13 protein-coding genes are annotated in these 18,420 nt (G+C 70.0%); 4 read left to right on the top strand and 9 right to left on the bottom strand.

What is annotated here, in order from left to right; all coding sequences use genetic code 11:
* Positions 1-157: 157 nt before the first annotated feature.
* From J7357_RS04250 to J7357_RS04260, 3 genes are read right to left on the bottom strand one after another with little or no spacing between them, the layout of a single operon-like run.
* Positions 158-1,597, bottom strand: a complete 1,440-nt coding sequence (locus J7357_RS04250) for an efflux transporter outer membrane subunit (RefSeq protein ID WP_209245028.1) — start codon at positions 1,595-1,597, stop codon at positions 158-160.
* Between the two features lie 11 nt (positions 1,598-1,608).
* Complete coding sequence (locus tag J7357_RS04255; RefSeq protein WP_209244998.1) at positions 1,609-4,755, bottom strand: efflux RND transporter permease subunit; 3,147 nt, start codon at positions 4,753-4,755, stop codon at positions 1,609-1,611.
* A 9-nt stretch (positions 4,756-4,764) separates the two neighbouring features.
* On the bottom strand, positions 4,765-5,973 hold the full coding sequence (locus J7357_RS04260) for an efflux RND transporter periplasmic adaptor subunit (RefSeq protein ID WP_209244999.1): 1,209 nt from the start codon (positions 5,971-5,973) through the stop codon (positions 4,765-4,767).
* Positions 5,974-6,134: 161 nt separating this feature from the next.
* Here J7357_RS04260 and baeS point away from each other — a divergent pair, with 161 nt between their 5' ends.
* Both baeS and J7357_RS04270 read left to right on the top strand, forming a co-directional pair.
* Positions 6,135-7,514 (top strand): sensor histidine kinase efflux regulator BaeS, encoded by a 1,380-nt coding sequence (baeS, locus tag J7357_RS04265; protein WP_209245000.1) that lies wholly within the window; start codon positions 6,135-6,137, stop codon positions 7,512-7,514.
* Entirely contained in the window at positions 7,511-8,194 is a 684-nt protein-coding gene (locus J7357_RS04270) for a response regulator (RefSeq protein WP_209245001.1), read from the top strand. The genes baeS and J7357_RS04270 overlap by 4 nt, the downstream gene beginning before the upstream one ends.
* A gap of 185 nt (positions 8,195-8,379) precedes the next feature.
* On the opposite strand, the gene purU is transcribed toward J7357_RS04270, so the two are convergent.
* The 5 genes from purU to J7357_RS04295 form a co-directional block, all read right to left on the bottom strand.
* Positions 8,380-9,231, bottom strand: coding sequence for a formyltetrahydrofolate deformylase (purU, locus tag J7357_RS04275; RefSeq protein WP_209245002.1), 852 nt, complete (start codon positions 9,229-9,231; stop codon positions 8,380-8,382).
* 766 nt (positions 9,232-9,997) lie between these two features.
* Entirely contained in the window at positions 9,998-10,438 is a 441-nt protein-coding gene (locus tag J7357_RS04280) for an XVIPCD domain-containing protein (protein ID WP_010340996.1), read from the bottom strand.
* 123 nt (positions 10,439-10,561) lie between these two features.
* Positions 10,562-11,440 carry an NAD(P)-dependent oxidoreductase gene (locus J7357_RS04285; protein WP_209245003.1) on the bottom strand — a complete coding sequence of 293 codons (879 nt, stop codon included), beginning with the start codon at positions 11,438-11,440 and terminating at the stop codon, positions 10,562-10,564.
* 58 nt (positions 11,441-11,498) lie between these two features.
* Positions 11,499-12,596 (bottom strand): NADH:flavin oxidoreductase/NADH oxidase, encoded by a 1,098-nt coding sequence (locus J7357_RS04290; RefSeq protein ID WP_209245004.1) that lies wholly within the window; start codon positions 12,594-12,596, stop codon positions 11,499-11,501.
* 87 nt (positions 12,597-12,683) lie between these two features.
* On the bottom strand, positions 12,684-13,565 hold the full coding sequence (locus tag J7357_RS04295) for an NAD-dependent protein deacetylase (protein WP_209245005.1): 882 nt from the start codon (positions 13,563-13,565) through the stop codon (positions 12,684-12,686).
* Between the two features lie 243 nt (positions 13,566-13,808).
* Between J7357_RS04295 and J7357_RS04300 the strand changes: the two genes are divergently transcribed.
* On the top strand, positions 13,809-14,549 hold the full coding sequence (locus J7357_RS04300; RefSeq protein ID WP_209245006.1) for a response regulator transcription factor: 741 nt from the start codon (positions 13,809-13,811) through the stop codon (positions 14,547-14,549).
* On the opposite strand, the gene J7357_RS04305 is transcribed toward J7357_RS04300, so the two are convergent.
* Positions 14,530-15,936: an ATP-binding protein gene (locus J7357_RS04305; protein WP_343237387.1), complete on the bottom strand. Its 1,407-nt coding sequence runs from the start codon at positions 15,934-15,936 to the stop codon at positions 14,530-14,532. The two genes, J7357_RS04300 and J7357_RS04305, sit on opposite strands and share 20 nt — an antisense overlap.
* 187 nt (positions 15,937-16,123) lie before the next feature.
* Here J7357_RS04305 and J7357_RS04310 point away from each other — a divergent pair, with 187 nt between their 5' ends.
* Positions 16,124-18,406 (top strand): YadA-like family protein, encoded by a 2,283-nt coding sequence (locus tag J7357_RS04310; RefSeq protein WP_244667261.1) that lies wholly within the window; start codon positions 16,124-16,126, stop codon positions 18,404-18,406.
* Positions 18,407-18,420: the final 14 nt, after the last annotated feature.

Consider the following 18,420-nt stretch of genomic DNA (forward strand, 5'->3'; position numbering starts at 1 on the left):
CAGCCTGTGCAGCGCCGATCTCTCCCCAGTGCCGAAGCCGCGGCTGGTGCAATTCGCTCGGCATGCGGTTGTTGTAGGAGCGGCTTCAGCCGCGACGGGCGTTGTCGGTGACGACTGTCGCGGCTGAAGCCGCTCCTACGATCGTGCGGGGAATACGCTAACGCGCCGCATCCGCCACAGACTCGCCGCTCTGCGCATCGGCGCCGCCGCCGAGCACCTTGTACAAGGTGACGCGGTTGCTGGCTTCGGTCAGGCGCAACGTGATCAGGTCCTGCTGCGCGGCGTAGAGCGAGCGCTGTGAGTCCAGCGCATCCAGATAGCTGTCCACGCCATTGCGATAGCGCGCCTCGGCCAGGTCATCGCTGCGCTGGGTGACCGCGACCAGGGCGCGCTGCGCGTCCATGCGTTCGTCCAGCTGCGCGCGCGTGGCCAGTGCGTCGGCCACTTCGCTGAAGGCGCTCTGGATCGCCTTCTCGTAGGTGGCGACGTTGACGTCGCGGGTGATGCGGGCCACGTCCAGTTCGGCCTTGAGCGCGCCGGCACGGAAGATCGGCACGCTGATGCTGGGCACGAACGACCAGGTGCGACTGCCAGCGTCGAACAGGCTGGACAGCGCGCTGCTGCTGCGCCCGCTCGAGGCGGTCAGCGAGATGGTCGGGAAGAACGCCGCGCGTGCCGCGCCGATGTCGGCGTTGGCCGACTTCAGCGCGTGCTCGGCGTACAGCACGTCCGGGCGCTGCAGCAGCACGCGCGATTCCAATGGCGCCGGCAGTGGTGCCAGCGCCACGCCATCCTCCAACGCGCCGGCCTGCGGCAGGGCATCGACCGACACCGACGCGCCGACCACCAGATCCAGGGCGTTGCGCGCGGTAGCCAGTTGCGTGGTGTAGCTGGCCACGTCGGCACGTGCGCTCTCCACGCTGGTCTGCACCTGCGCCAGGTCCAGCCCGGAGGCGATGCCTTCGCGATGCCGCGCCTCGGTCAGCGCCAACGTCCGCCGCTGGCTGTCCAGGGTCTGCTGCGCCAGCGCCAGGCGCTGCTGGTCGGCGGCCACGGCCAGCCAATCCGCGGCGACCTCGGCGACCAGGCTCAGGCGGGTACTGCGCTGGGTCTGCGCGGTGGCCAGGTAGGTTTCCAGGGCTTCGTCCTTGAGGCTGCGGATGCGTCCGAACAGGTCCAGCTCCCAACTGCTGACGGCGACGTCGGCCGTGTAGGTACGCGCCACCTCGGCGCGTCCGCTGGCGCTGGTGGACGCGCTGCTGCGCGCAGCGCTCTGGCTGCCGCTCACGCTCACCGACGGGAACAGGTCGGCACCCTGGATGCGGTATTGCGCGCGTGCCTTGTCGATGTTGAGCACGGCCACGCGCAGGTCGCGGTTGTTGTCCAGCGCCTGCGCGATCACCTGCTGCAGGCGCGGATCCAGGAACACCTGGCGCCAGTCCAGGGTCGCCACGTTGGCGCAGTCGCCAATGGCGCCGCTGCCGCTGTCGGCGAAGGTGGCCGGCACCGGTGCGTCGGGACGGGCGTAGCTCGGCGCCAGGCTCGCGCAGCCGGCGAGGACACCGGCGCAGGCCACAGCCAGCGCGCCACGGCGCAGGAACGAACGGATCACGGCGTTGCCTCCTCGGTGCGCAGCGGTTCCGGTTCGGCGCGCTTGCCGGGAAACAGGCTGCGCACGATCACGTAGAACAGCGGCACGAAGAAGATGCCGAGCGCGGTCGACACCAGCGTTCCGCCGAGCACGCCCGTACCCAGCGCGTGGCGGCCGCCGGAGCCGGCGCCGCTGCTGACCACCATCGGCAGCACGCCGAGCAGGAACGCCAGCGAGGTCATCAGGATCGGACGCAGGCGCAGGCGCGCGGCGTGCAGGGTGGCGTCGATCAGCGGCTGGCCCTTCTCTTCCAGTTCCTTGGCGAACTCCACGATCAGGATGCCGTTCTTGGCGGCCAGGCCCATCGTCGCCAGCAGTCCGACCTGGAAGTAGATGTCGTTGGACAGCCCGCGCAGCCACGTCGCCAGCAGCGCGCCGACGATACCCACCGGCACCGCCAGCATCACCGAGATCGGGATCGACCAACTCTCGTACAGCGCGGCCAGGCACAGGAACACGAACACCAGCGAGACCGCGTAGAGCATCCAGGTCTGCGCACCGGCCGCCTGCTCCTGATAGGACATGCCCGACCAGGCGTAGCCCACGTCCTTGCCGATCTTGCCGACCAGTGCGGCAGCGCCGTTCATCGCCTCGCCGGAACTGATGCCGCTGGCGGCGCTGCCGGTGATCTCCATCGACTCGACGCCGTTGAAGCGGCTCAGCACCTGCGGCGCATACGCCCACTGGCTGCTGGAGAAGGCCGAGAACGGCACCATCTCCGCGCTGCTGTTGCGCACGTACCAGCGGCCGATGTCGGCGGGCAGCATGCGGGCGGACGGCTCGCCCTGCACGTAGACGCGCTTGACCCGGTTGTTGTTGAGGAAATCGTTGACGTAGCTGCCGCCCATCACCGTGGCCAGCGTGGCGTTGATGTCCGCAGCGCTCAGACCCAGCGCGCCGGCCTTGGCGTCGTCGATCTGCACGCGGTAGGTGGGCGCGTCGTCCAGACCGTTGAAGCGCACCGCGCTCAGCTTCTTGTCGGCGTTGGCCAGCTGCAGCAGTTGCTGGCGCGCGGCGACCAGCGCGTCGTGGCCCTTGCCGGCCACGTCCTGCAGTTCCAGGGTGAAACCGGAGGTGGTACCCAGGCCGTTGATCGCCGGCGGCGACAGCGCGAACACCTGCGCATCCGGCAGCGCGCCCATCATCGCGCCGGTGATGCGGTTGGCGATCTCCTGCGCCGAGGCATCGCGCTCGGCCCAATCCTTGAGCTTGATGAAGCCCATGCCCGAATTCTGGCTGCTGCCGGCGAAGCTGAAACCGGTGATGGTCATCATCCCCGCCACTTCCGGCTGCTTGAGGATGAAGCCGGTGGCCTGATCGATCGACTGCTGGGTGCGTTGCTGGGTCGCGCCGGCCGGCGTGGTGAACATCACCATCAACATGCCCTGGTCCTCGTCGGGCAGGAACGAACTGGGCAGGCGCCAGAACAGCAACGCCATCGCCCCCAGCAGCACCAGATAGGCCAAACCGCCGAGCTTGCGGTGGCCGATCAGCTTGCCCACGCCGCGGCCGTAGCCATCGGCGCCGCGGTCGAAGCGGGCGTTGAACCAGCCGAAGAAGCGCCCCAGCACGCCCTTGCGCGACACCTGCCCGCCGCGCTCGATCGGCTTGAGCAGGCTGGCGCACAGCGCCGGACTCAGGGTCAGCGCCACCAACAGCGACAGCAGCATCGCCGCGGCGATGGTCACCGAGAACTGGCGGTAGATCTCGCCGGTGGCGCCGCCGAAGAACGCCATCGGCAGGAACACCGCGGTCAGCACCAGGGCAATGCCGACCAGCGCACCGGAGATCTGCCCCATCGAGGTGTAGGTCGCCTGCCGCGGCGACATGCCGTCCTCGCTCATCAGGCGCTCGACGTTCTCCACCACCACGATGGCGTCGTCGACCAGCAAGCCGATCGCCAGCACCATCGCGAACATGGTCAGCGTGTTGATCGAATAGCCGAGCAAGGCCAGCACGCCGAACGTGCCCAGCAGCACCACCGGCACCGCGATCACCGGCACCAGCGTGGCGCGCCAGTTCTGCAGGAACAGGTACATCACCAGGACCACCAGCACGATCGCCTCGAGCAGGGTCTTGACCACCTCTTCGATGGAGATGCGCACGAACGGCGTGGTGTCGTAGGCGATCTCGTACTTCAGTCCGGCGGGGAAGTACGGCTTGAGCTGTTCGAGCTTGGCTTGCACTGCCTTGGCCGCATCCAGCGCGTTGGCGCCGGTCGCCAGTTCCAGGCCCATGCCGGAGGCGGCCTTGCCGTTGTACTTGGAACTGGACGCGTAGGACTTGGACCCCAGCTCGACCCGCGCCACGTCGCGCAGGTACACGGTGGCGCCGCCGGTCTGCGACTTCAGCACGATCGCCTCGAACTGCGCCGGGGTCTTGAGCTTGCTGCGCGAGGTGACCGTGGCGTTGAGCTGCTGGCCCTGCACCGCCGGCAACGCGCCCAGCGCGCCGGAGGAGACGTCGGCGTTCTGCGCCGAGATCGCGCTGCTCACGTCCGAGGGCATCAGCGCATAGGTGCGCAGCTTTTCCGGATCCAGCCAGATCCGCATCGAATACTCGGAGCCGAACACGTTGACCCCGCCGACGCCATCGAGGCGGCTGATCGGGTCCTGCAGCGTGGACACCATGTAGTCGCCGATATCGGTGCTGTCCATGCTGCCGTCTTCGGAGGTGAAGGCCAGCACCATGAACATGCTGCTGCCCATGGACTTGGTGACGGTCACACCATTGCTCTGTACCGCCTCCGGCAGCATCGCCTCGCCTTGCGAGACCTTGTTCTGCACCTGCACCTGGGCGGTATCCGGGTCGGTGCCGGACTCGAAGGTCAGGGTGATCGAGGCGCTGCCGGCGGAGCTGCTGCTGGAGGTCATGTACAGCAGGTGGTCCAGTCCGGTCATCTGCTGCTCGAGGATCTGCGTCACCGAGTTCTGCACGGTTTCCGCCGACGCGCCGGTATAGGTGGCGCTGACGTTGATCGACGGTGGCGCGATGTTCGGATACTGCTCCAGCGGCAGCGACAGGATCGAGAGTGCGCCGGCCAGGGTGATCACGATCGCGATGACCCAGGCGAAGATGGGACGGTCGATGAAGAAGCGGGCCATGGCGGTTCCTCAGTCGGCCTTGGGCGCCGCGGCGGCAACCTGTGTGGCCGTTGCGGCGGTGCCGGCCATCGCGGCCGCGCTCACCTCCACCGCCTTGACCTCGGCGCCCACCGACACCTTCTGCAGGCCCTGCACGACGACCTTGTCGCCGGCCTTCAGGCCGTCGCGCACCACCCACTGGTCGCCGATCGCATCGCCGGTGCGCAGCACGCGCTGGGCGACCTTGTGGTCGTTGCCGACCACCATCGCCACCGCCTCGCCCTTGCTGTTGCGGCTGACCGCCTGCTGCGGCACCAGGATGGCCTGCTCGTCCACCGCCATCGGCAGCACCGCCTTGACGTACATGCCGGGCAGCAGCAGATGGTCGGGATTGGGCACCACCGCGCGCAACTTGACCGTGCCGGTGGCGGTATCGACCGCGGCATCCACCACCTCCAGCGTGCCACTGTGCGCATAGGTGCTGCCGTCCTCCAGTTGCAGCTTCACCTCGGCCTTGCCGTCCACCGCCTTGAGCTGGCCGGCGTCGAGTTGGCGGCGCAACTGCAGCAGTTGCGCGCTGGACTGGGTCACGTCCACGTACATCGGGTCGAGCTGGTTGATGGTGGCCAGCACCTCGCTCTGGCCGGCACTGACCAGCGCGCCCGGCGTGTAGCTGGAGGTGCCGATGCGTCCGGAGATGGGCGCGGTGATGCGGGTGTAGTCGAGATTGATGCGCGCGGTCTGCAAGGCGGCCTTGGCCGCGACCACCGCCGCTTCGTTCGAGCGCAACGTGGCCAGCGCATCGTCGCCGTCCTGCTTGCTGACCGCATCCAGCCCGACCAGGGTCTGGTAGCGCTGCGCCTTGGGCCTGGCCGACAGGACCGCCGCCTCGGCCTGTGCCAGGTCGCCCTTGGCGGTGTCGTATGCGGCCTGGTAGCTGGCCGGATCGATCTCGTACAGCACCTGCCCGGCGTGCACGTCCTGGCCTTCGGCGAACAGGCGCTTGCGCAGGATGCCGCCGACCTGCGGGCGCACGTCCGAGGCCATGTAGGCCACGGTGCGGCCGGACAGGGTCTGATCCACAGCGAGGCGTTGCACCGTCACTGTCTGCACGCCGACCTGCGTCTGCGGCATCTGCGGCGGCGGCTTGGAGGAACACGCGGCCATGACCGTGGCGATGGCGACGGGCAACAGCCAGCGCGAGGGCACGATGGGAAGACGACAGGCGACGGACGGCATGCGGCGAGCTCACGGGATTTCCGAAGGTGGCCACGCTAGTGCGCAAATGTGCAGCAAATTTGGAGATTGCCGGCGACGGCGCGGATTCGCTTGATTTCCCCTGCCATGGCGCGGCTAATACGCAGCAATTGCCGTTTTTCGCGCCGTGCGTCGCCTCTCCGATGAAACTGGGCCTCACCGCCAAGCTGTTCCTCGCCATCCTCGCCGCCTGCGTGACGGTGCTGTTGATCAACGGCCTGGCCGTGCAGGCCTTCGTCAAGCGCCAGTTCCTGGATTACCTCAACGAACAGGGCGTGGAGCGCATGCAGGAGGCCTTGCCGCGGGTCAGGGCCGAATACGCGCGGCACGGCAACTGGGAGTTCGTGCGCGACAATCCCGATGTCTGGTTCGTGTTGATGCGCCCGGAGCGTGGCCCCGGCCCGCCGCGCAGGGCACCGCCGATTTCCGACCAGACCGGCGCGGTGTTTCGCTTCGCGCTGCTCGACCAGGACTTCAAGTCGCTGATCGGCAATCCGGATGTCGGGCGCGACGACATCCTGCGCCCGGTGGTGGTCGACGGCCGAACCGTCGGCTGGATGGCGATGCTGCCGTTCCAGAAAGCGCTGGCGGCGGCAGACGCGCGGTTCTACACGGCGCAGCAGCGCGCATGGTGGACGATCGGCAGCGCCTCGCTGGTGGTCGCCGCGCTGCTCGGCTGGCTGCTGTCGCGCGCCTTGTTGCGGCGCATGCGCGGCCTCACCGGCGCCACCCACCGTCTGGCCGCCGGCGACTACGCCACCCGCATCGACGCCGACGCGCGCGACGAACTCGGCCAGTTGGCGCGCGACTTCAATCTGCTGGCGCAGGCGCTGGAGCACAACGAGCGCGCGCGGCGCGACTTCATGGCCGACATCTCGCACGAGCTGCGCACGCCGCTGGCGGTGCTGCGTGCGGAACTGGAAGCGCTGCAGGACGGCATCCGGCCGATGACGCAGCATTCGCTGGGCTCGCTGCACCAGCAGGTCGGCCAGCTCGGCAAGCTGATCGAAGACCTGTACGACGTGTCGCTGACCGACGTCGGCGCGCTCGCCTACCGACGCGCGCCGGTCGACCTGGCGGTGATCCTGACCACCGTGCTTGGCGGCATGCGCGCGCGCTTCGCCGCCGCGCAGCTCCATGTGCAGGAGCAGATCCAGGCCGGCCCACTGCCGGTGGACGGCGACGAACGCCGCCTGCAGCAACTGCTCGGCAACCTGCTGGAGAACACCCTGCGCTACACCGATGCCGGCGGCACGGTGCAGGTGCGCTGCACGCGCCGCGACGCGATGCTGGAGCTGGTGGTGGAGGACAGCGCACCAGGCTTGGAAGCGGACAAGCGCGCGCGCCTGTTCGAACGCTTCTATCGCGCCGAGGCCTCGCGCAACCGCGCCAGCGGCGGCAGCGGCCTGGGCCTGGCGATCTGCCGCAACATCGCCGAGGCCCATGGCGGTGCGATCGACGCCGAGGCTTCTACACTCGGCGGATTGCGCGTGGTGGTGCGTCTACCGGCGCTCGCGGCATGAGCAGCCTGGATCCGATCGGACACGTGCTGATCGTCGAGGACGAACCGCGTCTGGCCGCAGTGCTGCGCGAATACCTGCACGCGGCCGGCTATTCGCACGACTGGATCGCCGATGGCGCGCAGGTACTGGGCGCCTTCCGCGCGCAGCAGCCGGACCTGGTGCTGCTGGACCTGATGCTGCCCAACCGCGACGGGCTGGAGATCTGCCGCGACCTGCGCAGGGAAAGCACGGTGCCGGTGATCATGGTCACCGCGCGGGTGGAGGAGATCGACCGCCTGCTGGGCCTGGAGATCGGCGCCGACGACTACATCTGCAAGCCGTTCAGCCCGCGCGAGGTGGTGGCGCGGGTGCAGGCGGTGCTGCGCCGCCATCGCCACGATCCCAACGGCGCGCCGGCGCCGGGCCTGCGGATCGACGAGGACGCGTGCCGCGCCAGCGTGCACGGCCGCGACCTGGACCTGACCCAGGTCGAGTTCCGCCTGCTGCGCACCCTCGCCGCCGCGCCGGGACGCGTGTACTCGCGCGAGCAACTGATGGACCGGCTCTACCTCGACCACCGCATCGTCACCGACCGCACCGTCGACAGCCACGTCAAGAACCTGCGCCGCAAGCTCGCCGACGCCGGCGTCGAGGACTGGGTGCGCTCGGTGTATGGGGCTGGTTATCGGTTTGAGCCGTAAATGGGGAAACGGGAATCGGGAATAGTGAGAGCGAGCGGGCCTGCGCGCCGACGTCTCCCGCGCCTAGGCGGCGTTCCATACCTCTGATCCCAACTTCGATTGCGTACCACGGCCCGGAAACATGGAGAGCCAGCGTCTGGCTGTTGACTGTTCCATTCCCGATTCCCGTTTCCCCACTCCCAGCCTCACCGAAACACGACCGTGCGATGCCCGTTGAGCAGGATGCGATGTTCGACGTGGCGGCGCACGGCGCGGGCCAGCACTTGCGACTCGGTGTCGCTGCCCAGGCGCACCAGTTCGCGCGGGGTCATGGCGTGGTCCACGCGGGCCACGTCCTGCTCGATGATCGGGCCTTCGTCCAGGTCGCCGGTGACGTAGTGCGCGGTGGCGCCGATGATCTTGACCCCGCGCGCGTGCGCCTGGTGATACGGCTGCGCGCCCTTGAAGCTGGGCAGGAAGCTGTGGTGGATGTTGATCGCGCGCCCGGCCAGGGCCGCGCACAGGGTCGGCGACAGGATCTGCATGTAGCGGGCCAGCACCACCAGGTCGATGCGTTCGCGTTCGACCAGCGCCAGCAACTGCGCTTCCTGTTCGTCGCGATTGGCGGCGCTCACCGGCAGGTGATGGAACGGCACGCCGTAGGAGCCGGCGAGCGCGGCGAAATCGGGGTGGTTGGAGGCCACCGCGGCGATATCCACCCGCAACTGCCGGCTGTGCGCGCGGAACAGCAGGTCGTTGAGGCAGTGGCCCTGTTTGCTGACCAGCACCAGCAGGCGCGCACGGCGACGCGCGTCGTGCAGTTGCCAGTCCATCGCATAGTCGGCGGCCAGCGGCTCCAACTGCAGCTTCACCGCGGCGACGACGCCGTCGGCCGGCACGTCGAAGTGCACGCGCAGGAAGAAGCGGCCGCTTTCCTCGTCGCCGAACTGCTGCGCGTCGAGGATGTTGCAGCCGTGCTCGAACAGCAGGCCGCTGACGCGGTAGACGATGCCGGTACGGTCCGGGCAGGACAGGGTCAGGATGTAGTCGTGGCGCATTTGCGGATGATAGGGGACCCGTACCCTCACCCCAACCCCTCTCCCGGGGGGAGAGGGGCTTAGCGATCCAGCCGAAGCCGGCCGTTCCTTCTCCCCTCGGGAGAAGGTGCCCCGAAGGGGCGGATGAGGGTCCGGGCGAAGCCTCGTGCAGTCGAAACACCGCGTGCGCTGCGCGCCCGGACCCTCACCCCAACCCCTCTCCCGGGGGGAGAGGGGCTGAGAGCCATCCAGCCGACGCCGGCTTTTCCTTCTCCCTCCGGGAGAAGGTGCCCCGAAGGGGCGGATGAGGGTTCGGGCGAAGCCTCGTGCAGTCGAAACACCGCATGCGCTGCGCGCCCGGACCCTCACCCCAACCCCTCTCCCGGGGGAGAGGGGCTAAGAGCGATCCAGCCGACGCCGGCCGTTCCTTCTCCCCTCGGGAGAAGGTGCCCCGAAGGGGCGGATGAGGGTCCGGGCGAAGCCTCGTGCAGTCGAAACATCGCGTGCGCTGCGCGTCCGGACCCTCACCCCAACCCCTCTCCCGAAGGGAGAGGGGCTAAGAGCCGTCCAGCCGACGCCGGCTTTTCCTTCTCCCTCTGGGAGAAGGTGCCCCGAAGGGGCGGATGAGGGTTCGGGCGAAGCCTCGTGCAGTCGAAACATCGCGTGCGCTGCGCGCCCGGACCCTCACCCCAACCCATCTCCCGGAGGGAGAGGGGCTCGGCCATCCTTGGACTAAAGGCGCGTCGCGGCTGACGCCGCATCCAGGACATTGCTCACTCGCCTGCACTCACTCCGGACGCAGGCGCAGCGCCAAACGGCGATTGACCTTCTCCAGCCGCGCCAGCGAATCCTCCACCGACATGCCGACCGCTTCGTGGGTCGTGATGTGCGCGCGCAGGTGCGCCGGATCGTCCAGGTCGCCGCGCACCAGGAACACGTTCTCGCCATCCTCCACCTCGCCGATCTCGCGGCTGAGCACCACGTGGTCGACCTGGTCGAAGCCGTATTCCTTGGCCAGCGGCAGCAGCCGCGCCACCATGCGCTCGCTGATCGCATCCGGCGCGCGGCCGCAGGCCGCGTCCAGCGCGTGCACGCCCTCGCGGATCTGCGCGTACAGCAGGTGGTCGGGATGGTCCGGATGATCGGGCCCGGGTACGGCCTCGCGCACGACCGCGCGCGGCGGCTGGATCGGCGCTCTGTCGCCGGGATCGGACGAATTCGGGCTCATGGCATCCTCCTGTGATGCGCCAGCAAATCGCCGCACCTTAGCGGCAAGCGCACGCCAGGCTCAAGCGGGCACGCAGTGTGCCGCATACGCCGCCAAGGTCCGCTGAAGATCGTCCCGCGTCGCTCAGGCCTGGCCGGCGCGGCGCGCGGCGACCTTGGCCAGCGCCGCCCAGTCCAGCTCGCCGTCGCCGTGCGCGATAGCCTCGATGAAGGCATCGCGGAGCACCGCCGCCAGCGGCATCGGCACGTGCCGGGTCTCGCCGGCGTTCAGCGCCAGGCGCACATCCTTCAGGCCCAGCGAGGCCTTGAAGCCGGCCGGGCTGTAGCGCTGTTCGGCGATCATGCCGCCGTAGGTCTGGTAGGCCGGCGCGGCGAACACGGTGCTGGTGAGCATGTCGAGGAAATCGGCCGCCTCCACGCCGTGCCCGCGCACCAGCGCCGACGCCTCGGCCATGGTGCCGATGGCGCTGGCCAGGCACAGGTTGGCGGCGAGCTTGACCGCGTTGGCCTGTTCCGGCGCGGCACCGAAATGCCAGGTCTTGCGTCCGATGACATCGAGCAAGGGCTGCACCCGCGCCAGCGCCGCAGCGTCGCCGGCGGCCAGCAGGTTGAGCTGACCGGCCGCGGCCACCTCCACCCGCCCCAGCACCGGCATCGCCAGGTAGGCGACGCCGCGCTCGGCATGCAGCGCGTGCAGTTCGCGCGCCAATGCCACCGAGATGGTGGCCATGTTGACGTGCACGCTGCCGGCGGTGAGCGCGTCCAGCGCGCCGCGATCGAGCAGGGTCTCGCGCACCGCGGTGTCGTCGGCCAGCATCGAGAACAGCACCGGTCCGCGCACCGCGTCGGCCGGTTGCGCGGCCAGCTGCGCGCCGGCCTCGAGCAGGGGCTGCGCCGCGGCGGGGCTGCGGTTCCAGACCGTCAACGCATGGCCGGCACGCAGCAGGTTGAGCGCGATCGGCTGGCCCATCGTGCCCAGGCCGAGAAATCCAATCGTCGTCATTGCATGCTCCCTGAAGGAATCGAAATGGAGGCCGCCAACCGCACGCGCGACGCGTCGGTCAGGCGTCGAACACGCCGCGCGCCGCGTGCGGCTCGCAGCGCAGGTATTGCGGCGACGGCCGCAGCCGCGCGCCCAGCGCGGCGGCAGCGTGCCAGGGCCAGCGCGGATCGTAGAGGATGCCGCGGGCCAGCGCGATGGCGTCGGCGCGATCCTCGACGAGGATGGCCTCGGCCTGCTGCGGCTCGGTGATCAGGCCCACCGCGATCACCGGCATGCGCAGCGCGCGGTGCAGCGCCTCGGCCAGCGGCACCTGGTAGCCGGGCGCCACCGGAATGCGCTGGCGCCGGTCCAGCCCGCCGCTGGACACGTGCAGGTAGTCGCAGCCCTGCGCCTGCAATGCCTGCGCCAGCGCCTCGCTCTGCGCCAGGTCCCAACCGCCGTCGACCCAGTCGGTGGCGGAGATGCGCACGCCCACTGCGATGCTCGGCGCCACCGCAGCGCGCACCGCCGCATGCACGCGCAGCAGCAGGCGCATGCGGTTCTCCAGGCTGCCGCCATAGGCATCGGCGCGCTGATTGCTCAGCGGCGACAGGAACTGGTGCAGCAGGTAGCCGTGCGCGGCATGCAGTTCGATCAGCTCGACGCCGAGGCGCTCGGCGCGCCGCGCCGACGCCACGAATGCCTCGACGATGGCGTCGATGCCGGCCAGGTCCAGCGCCTGCGGTGGCACGCCATCTTCGGCGAACGCCTGCGCCGACGGCGCCACGGTCTGCCAGCCGTTCGGCTGGTCGGGCGCGATCGCGCCGCCGCCATCCCAGGGCTTGCGCGTGGACGCCTTGCGCCCGGCATGCGCGAGCTGGATGCCCAACGGCATCGGCGACCAGCGCCGCACCGCGCGCAACACCGTGTCCAGCGCCGCTTCGGTGGCATCGTCCCACAGGCCCAGGTCGGCGTAGCTGATGCGCCCGCGCGGCTCCACCGCCGTCGCCTCCAGGATCAGCAAGCCGGCGCCGGACTGCGCCAGTTGGCCCAGATGCTGCACATGCCAGTCGCTGGCGCGGCCGTCCTCGGCCGAGTACTGGCACATCGGCGCGATCACGATGCGGTTGGACAACGACAACGGCCCCAGTGCCAGGGGCGAGAACAACTGGCTCACGATGCGGATCCATGGAAACGCCGCGCGCGGCGCGGGAAGCGGCCATTGCACTCCTGCCGCACAGCGCGATCAACCACTGCCGGTGGATCAGTTCGTGCCGGGATTCGGAACGCGCGCCGCTGCCGGCAACAGGAACGCCAGCGCCTGCGCGCACGATTGCTCCACTTTCAGGCTCAGCAGATCGTCGCCGCGGGTACGACCGAGGTTGACCACGGCGATCGGCAGGCCGGCCTTGGCCGCGGCCTGCACGAAGCGGAAGCCGGAATAGACCATCAGCGACGAGCCCACCACCAGCACCGCGTCGGCACGCTGCAGATGCGCGAAAGCGCTGGCCACGCGCTCGCGCGGCACGTTCTCGCCGAAGAACACCACGTCCGGCTTCAGCACGCCGCCGCAGTGCACGCAGGGGGGCACCACGAAGCTGGCGAAATCCTCGCCCTCCAGGTCGGCATCGCCGTCGGGCGCCGGCGCGGCCTGCAGCGTCGCCCACTGCGGGTTGTGCTGCAGCAGGTGCTGCTGGAACGCCTCGCGCGGCATGCGCCGCTCGCAGCCCATGCAGCGCACCACGTCCAGGCGCCCGTGCAGGTCGATGGTGGCGCGGCTGCCGGCGGCCTGGTGCAAGCCGTCCACGTTCTGGGTCAGCAGCAGTTCGACCTGGCCGCGCGCTTCCAGCTGCGCCAGCGCGGCATGGGTGGCATTGGGTCGCGCATGACCGAAGCGCGGCCAGCCGAGCAGGCTGCGCGCCCAGTAGCGCTGCCGCGTCGCCAGCTCGCCCATGAAGGCCTGGTAGGTCACCGGCTGCGCACGCTTCCAGTCGCCGGCGGCATCGCGGTAGTCGGGAATGCCCGAGTCGGTGCTGCAGCCGGCGCCGGTCAGCACGAACAGGCGCCGATGGCGCTCGACGAACGCTTCCAGTGCGGAAGACGCGGCCTGCGCGGACGCGGGGTGATCCTGCAGCAACTGCGACATCGTGAAGGTCCCGGACGTGGTGGAGGCGCACGCGACGGCCGCGTGTCGGCTCCCTATCTAGGGGGTAGGCGGCGGCAACGCAAGCCCTGGCCAGAGCCGCCGCTGAAGCGTTGCCGCGCGCATTGAAAGCCTGCGGGAAACTGGCTACTGTCCAGAACGCGGCAGGATGCTGAGCGTTCACGGCATGCGTCACGCCGCACGCTACCTCCGTGAGGAATGCCGTCCCTTCGCCGATTCCGTCTCGTGAGCCGCGTTTCCGATCCCACCCCGTCCCCGCTCGCCGCTGCCGCCAACGCCCCACTGCGGGTGGCGTTGCTGGAGGACGACGATGTGCTGCGGGACCGCGTGCTGCTGCCGGGCTTGCAGCGGCACGGCTTCGAGGTCACGCCGCTGCGCACCGCGCAGGCGCTGTGGGCGGCGCTGGAGGCGCAACGTGTCGACCTGATCGTGCTCGACATCGGCCTGCCCGACAGCGACGGCTTCACCCTGACCCAGCAACTGCAGGAACGCCGCCCCGGCATGGGCATCGTCATCCTCAGCGGCCGCGGCGAGCAGCCGGATCTGGTGCGCGGGCTGGTGCAGGGCGCCGATGCGTATCTGATCAAGCCGGTGCAGATCGAGATCCTCGCCGCCACCCTGTTCAGCGTGGCCCGGCGCATGCTGCGGCCGAGCACACCGGCCAGCGAGGAATGGCAACTGCAGGACGACGGCTGGTGCCTGTTCGCACCAGACGGGCAGGCGGTGCCGTTGACCGCCTCCGAACGCAAGGTGCTGCAGAGCCTGTGGCAGGCACGCGGACGACTGGTCAGCCGCGATGCGCTGATCGGCATGCTCGGCGGCAACGCCGGGCTGGAGATCGATCCGCATCGGCTGGATGCGTTGCTGCATCGGCTGCGGCAGAAGGTGCACGAGCGCACCGGCAGCGCGCTGCCATTGCGCGCGGTGCGCGGCGAAGGCTATCTGCTCATGCCGCAGGAGCGCTGAGCCCGGCCAGCGGCAGGCGCAGCACGAAACAGGTGCCGGCGCCGGGTGCGCTGCGCACCTGCAGGCTGCCGCGCGCCTGTTGCGCCATCTCGAACGCCACCGCCAGGCCCAGTCCGGTGCCCTGCCCGGCCGGCTTGGTGGTGAAGAACGGCTCGAAGATCTGCCGCTGCACGGCCTCGCTCATGCCCATGCCGGTATCGGCGATGGCGATGGCGATGGCCTCGCCCTCGCGGCGCAGTTGCAGCGAAAAACCGCCGCCGTCCGGCATCGCATCGCGCGCGTTGGCGGCGAAGTTCAGCAGCGTCAGGTCGAAGCGGCTGCGGTCCAGGAACACCGGTGCCGGGTCGGCGGTGAGGTCCAGCCGCACCTGCACGGTGGCGCCCAACAGTTGTCGCAGCATCGGCTGCAGGCTGCGCAGCGCTTCGCCGGCGTCGAAGCGCTCGGGAACGCTCGCCTCGCGGCGGCTGAAGCTGAGCAGCTTGCGGCTGACCGCCACGCCGCGCTGCGCGGCCAGCGCCACGCCCTCCAGCGCCTCGGCCAGCATCAGCGCATCGCGCGGCGGGTGATAGTCCAGTTCGTGCACGCAGTGGCGTTGCTCGGTGTAGCCCAGGATCGCGCTGAGGATGTTGTTGAAGTCGTGCGATACGCCGCTGGCCAATTGTTCCACCAGCTCGATCTTCTGCAGGTGCAGCAGGCGTTGCTGGGCCAGGGTGCGCTCGCGCATCTCCACGCGCAGGCGCGCGGCGCTGCGCCGTGCGCGCCACAGGCTCTCGCGCAGCGCGGCGACGGTACGGTCCAGCACCAGGGTGATCATCAGGTAGCTCAACGCCAGCGACGGCAGGTTCTGGAACGGGCTGCGGTTGCCGTGCGGATCCTGGCCCCACGGGCTTTCCATGCCCAGCCAGAAGATCAGCGGGATGCACAGGTACACCAGCCACAGCGCACGACGCCCGATCACCAGCGCGGCCAGGGTCAGCATCATCATCGGATACGGATCGAAGGCCTGCAGCTGGTAGCCGAACGCCAGGTTGGCGGCGACCGCCGAGCACAGCACCACCGCGATGAAGGCGGCCGCGGCCTGTTTCAGCAGACCACGGCGGATCATCCAGACCCCGGCCCAGGCCGCAGCCGCGATCGCCGCATCGGTACCCACGTCCACCGCCAACTGCACCGTGCTCATCTCGATGCGCGGCGCGGTCAGCAGGTGATAGAGCTTGTTGAGCGGAATCTCGCTGCCCAGGAACACGAACAGCACCTGCAGCGCCGGCGCGTTGCGTCGGTCCAGCGGGTCGGCGATGGGTACCCGGCGCAGCCAGGCCGATGCGCGGCGCCATACCCGCGCGCACAGGGCGACCGCAGGGACTTGTGATGCATTTCGCAGACTCACGCCCATGGCGGTGAGTCTACCGTGAGCATGACGTGAATTTATGTGCATTGAGCGCAGGGGCGAGCTACCCCCTTAATCCAGGTTAAACCCATCGCCGACCGCCCGCGCGCCGGCACCAGCCCTGGATCCGACCATGCCTCTCTTGCACGCCCCGGCGCCTTCGCGCCAGTCGCTCGCCTCGCTTCACATGCTGCAACCGCGTTCTTACGGCCTGTTGACGGCCGCGGTACTGCTCGCCCTGGCGCCGTTGGCCGCCTCCGCCAGCGGCACGCCGGCCACGGGCGCGGCCGCGGTCCAGGCGGTGCCCGCCGCCCAGGCTGGCGAGGTGGCCGCGGCCGACGACGCCGGCGACGACGACTCGGTACCGCCGGTCCAGCCCGGTAGCCAGAATACGCTGAACTACTTCCTTGCCGAGGGGCTGAACGACGGCACCGACAGCGCCAGCGCCGCCGGTTTGCGCGCGGTGGCCATGGGCGCCCGCGCCGATGCCTCCGGCGCCTTCGCCATCGCCATCGGCCACCACAGCACCGCCTCCGACAGCGCGGCCATCGCCATGGGCGACGGCGCGGTCGCCAGCGGCACCTCGGCGATCGCGATCGGCGGCAGCTTCTTCGGCAGTACCTATGGCGATGCCGCCGGCGCGCAGAGCAGCGGCTTCGGCGCGCTGGCCATCGGCACCGCGGCCAACGCGTCCGCCACCACCGCCAGCGCGCTCGGCTGGAGCGCCAGCGCCAGCGGCGCCGGCGCGACCGCGGTCGGCGCGATCTCCTTCGCCAGCGGCGAATACGCCACCGCCGTCGGCGGTGCGACCCAGGCCGGCGGCGAGCAGGCCAGCGCGTTCGGCTATGCCGCGTCTGCCAGCGGCACCGGCGCGATCGCGCATGGCGGCTACAGCGTCGCCTCCGGGTTCTTCGGCGTGGCGATGGGCTACAGCGCCACCGCCAGCGGCGACGGCAGCATCGCGATCGGCGACAGCGCCTCGGCCTCCGGCCAGCAGAGCGTAGCGATCGGCGCCAGCAACGCCGGCATTCAGGCGCAATCCAACGGGCTGGGCGCGGTCACCGTCGGCGCCGGTGCCTGGGCGTTGTCCGATTACGGCACCGCACTCGGTTTCGACAGCCATGCCGACGCGACCTACAGCATGGCCCTGGGTACACAGGCGCTGGCGACCAGCAGCAACGCGGTGGCGGTGGGCGCGCAGTCCTTCGCCGACGGCGAGGACGCCAGCGCGTTCGGTTCCATTGCCAGCGCCAACGCCGCCGGCGCCACCGCGCTCGGCAGCGGCGCCACCGCGCTGACGGCCGGCAGCGTGGCGCTGGGCTACAACAGCGCCGCTACCGGCGCCAACAGCGTGGCGATCGGTGCTGGTTCGATGGCCGACCGCGACAACACCGTCGCCTTCGGCAACGACGGCGCCCTGCGCCAACTGACCTACGTCGCGGCCGGTACCGCCGACACCGACGCGGTCAACGTGCTGCAGCTGCGCAGCATCGCCAGCGCGCTCGGCGCCGGCAGCGCGGTCGGCGGCGACGGCAGCTTCAGCGGCGGCAGCTATCTGATCCAGGGCCACAGCTACGGCACGGTCGGCTCGGCGCTGTCGGCGCTGGACGGCGCACTGTCGTCGCTGGACAACCGCGTCGGCACGCTGGCGCAGAGTGGCGGCGGCGTGGCCGTAGGCAGCGGGTCAGATGGCGGCCCCAGCGTCGGCGCCGGCACCAATGCGGTAGCGGTCGGCGCGCAGGCCACCGCCAACGGCCAGAACGGCACGGCGATCGGCTCCAACGCGCTGGCCTACGGTCCCAACGACACCGCGCTGGGCGGCAACGCGCGGGTCAATGCCGACGGCAGTACCGCGGTGGGCTCCAACGCCAGCATCAGCGCCACCGCCACCAATGCGGTGGCGGTCGGCGAAAGCGCCACGGTCACCGCCGCCTCCGGCACGGCGCTGGGCCAGGGCGCGTCGGTTTCGGCGAACAACGCCGTGGCGATCGGCCGTGGCTCGACCGCCACCCGCGCCAACACCGTCTCGGTGGGCAGCGCCGGCAACGAACGGCAGATCAGCAACGTCGCCGCCGGCACCGCGGCCACCGATGCGGTCAACGTCGCGCAGATGCAGGCTGGCGACAGCGCCACCCTGAGCAGCGCCAACGCCTACACCGACAGCCGCATGGCCGGCTGGGACGACAACCTGACCAAGCTGCGCACCGACACCGACCAACGCTTCCAGCACCTGGACCGGCGCATCGACCGCATGGGTGCGGTCAGCGCTGCCTACGCCGGCATGGCGGTCAACACCTCCGGCCTGGCCGGCGCCAACCGCATCGGCGTCGGCGTCGGCTCGCAGGGCGGCGAAAGCGCGCTGGCGGTGGGCTACCAGCGCGCGATCGGCAACCGTGCCAGCGTCTCGCTCGGCGGCGCCTTCTCCGGCAGCGAGAAGAGCGTCTCCGCCGGTGCCGGCTTCAGTTGGTGATCCCGTTCCCCCTC

It is taken from the genome of Xanthomonas sp. D-109 (assembly GCF_017746095.1).
Lineage (GTDB): Bacteria > Pseudomonadota > Gammaproteobacteria > Xanthomonadales > Xanthomonadaceae > Xanthomonas_A > Xanthomonas_A sacchari.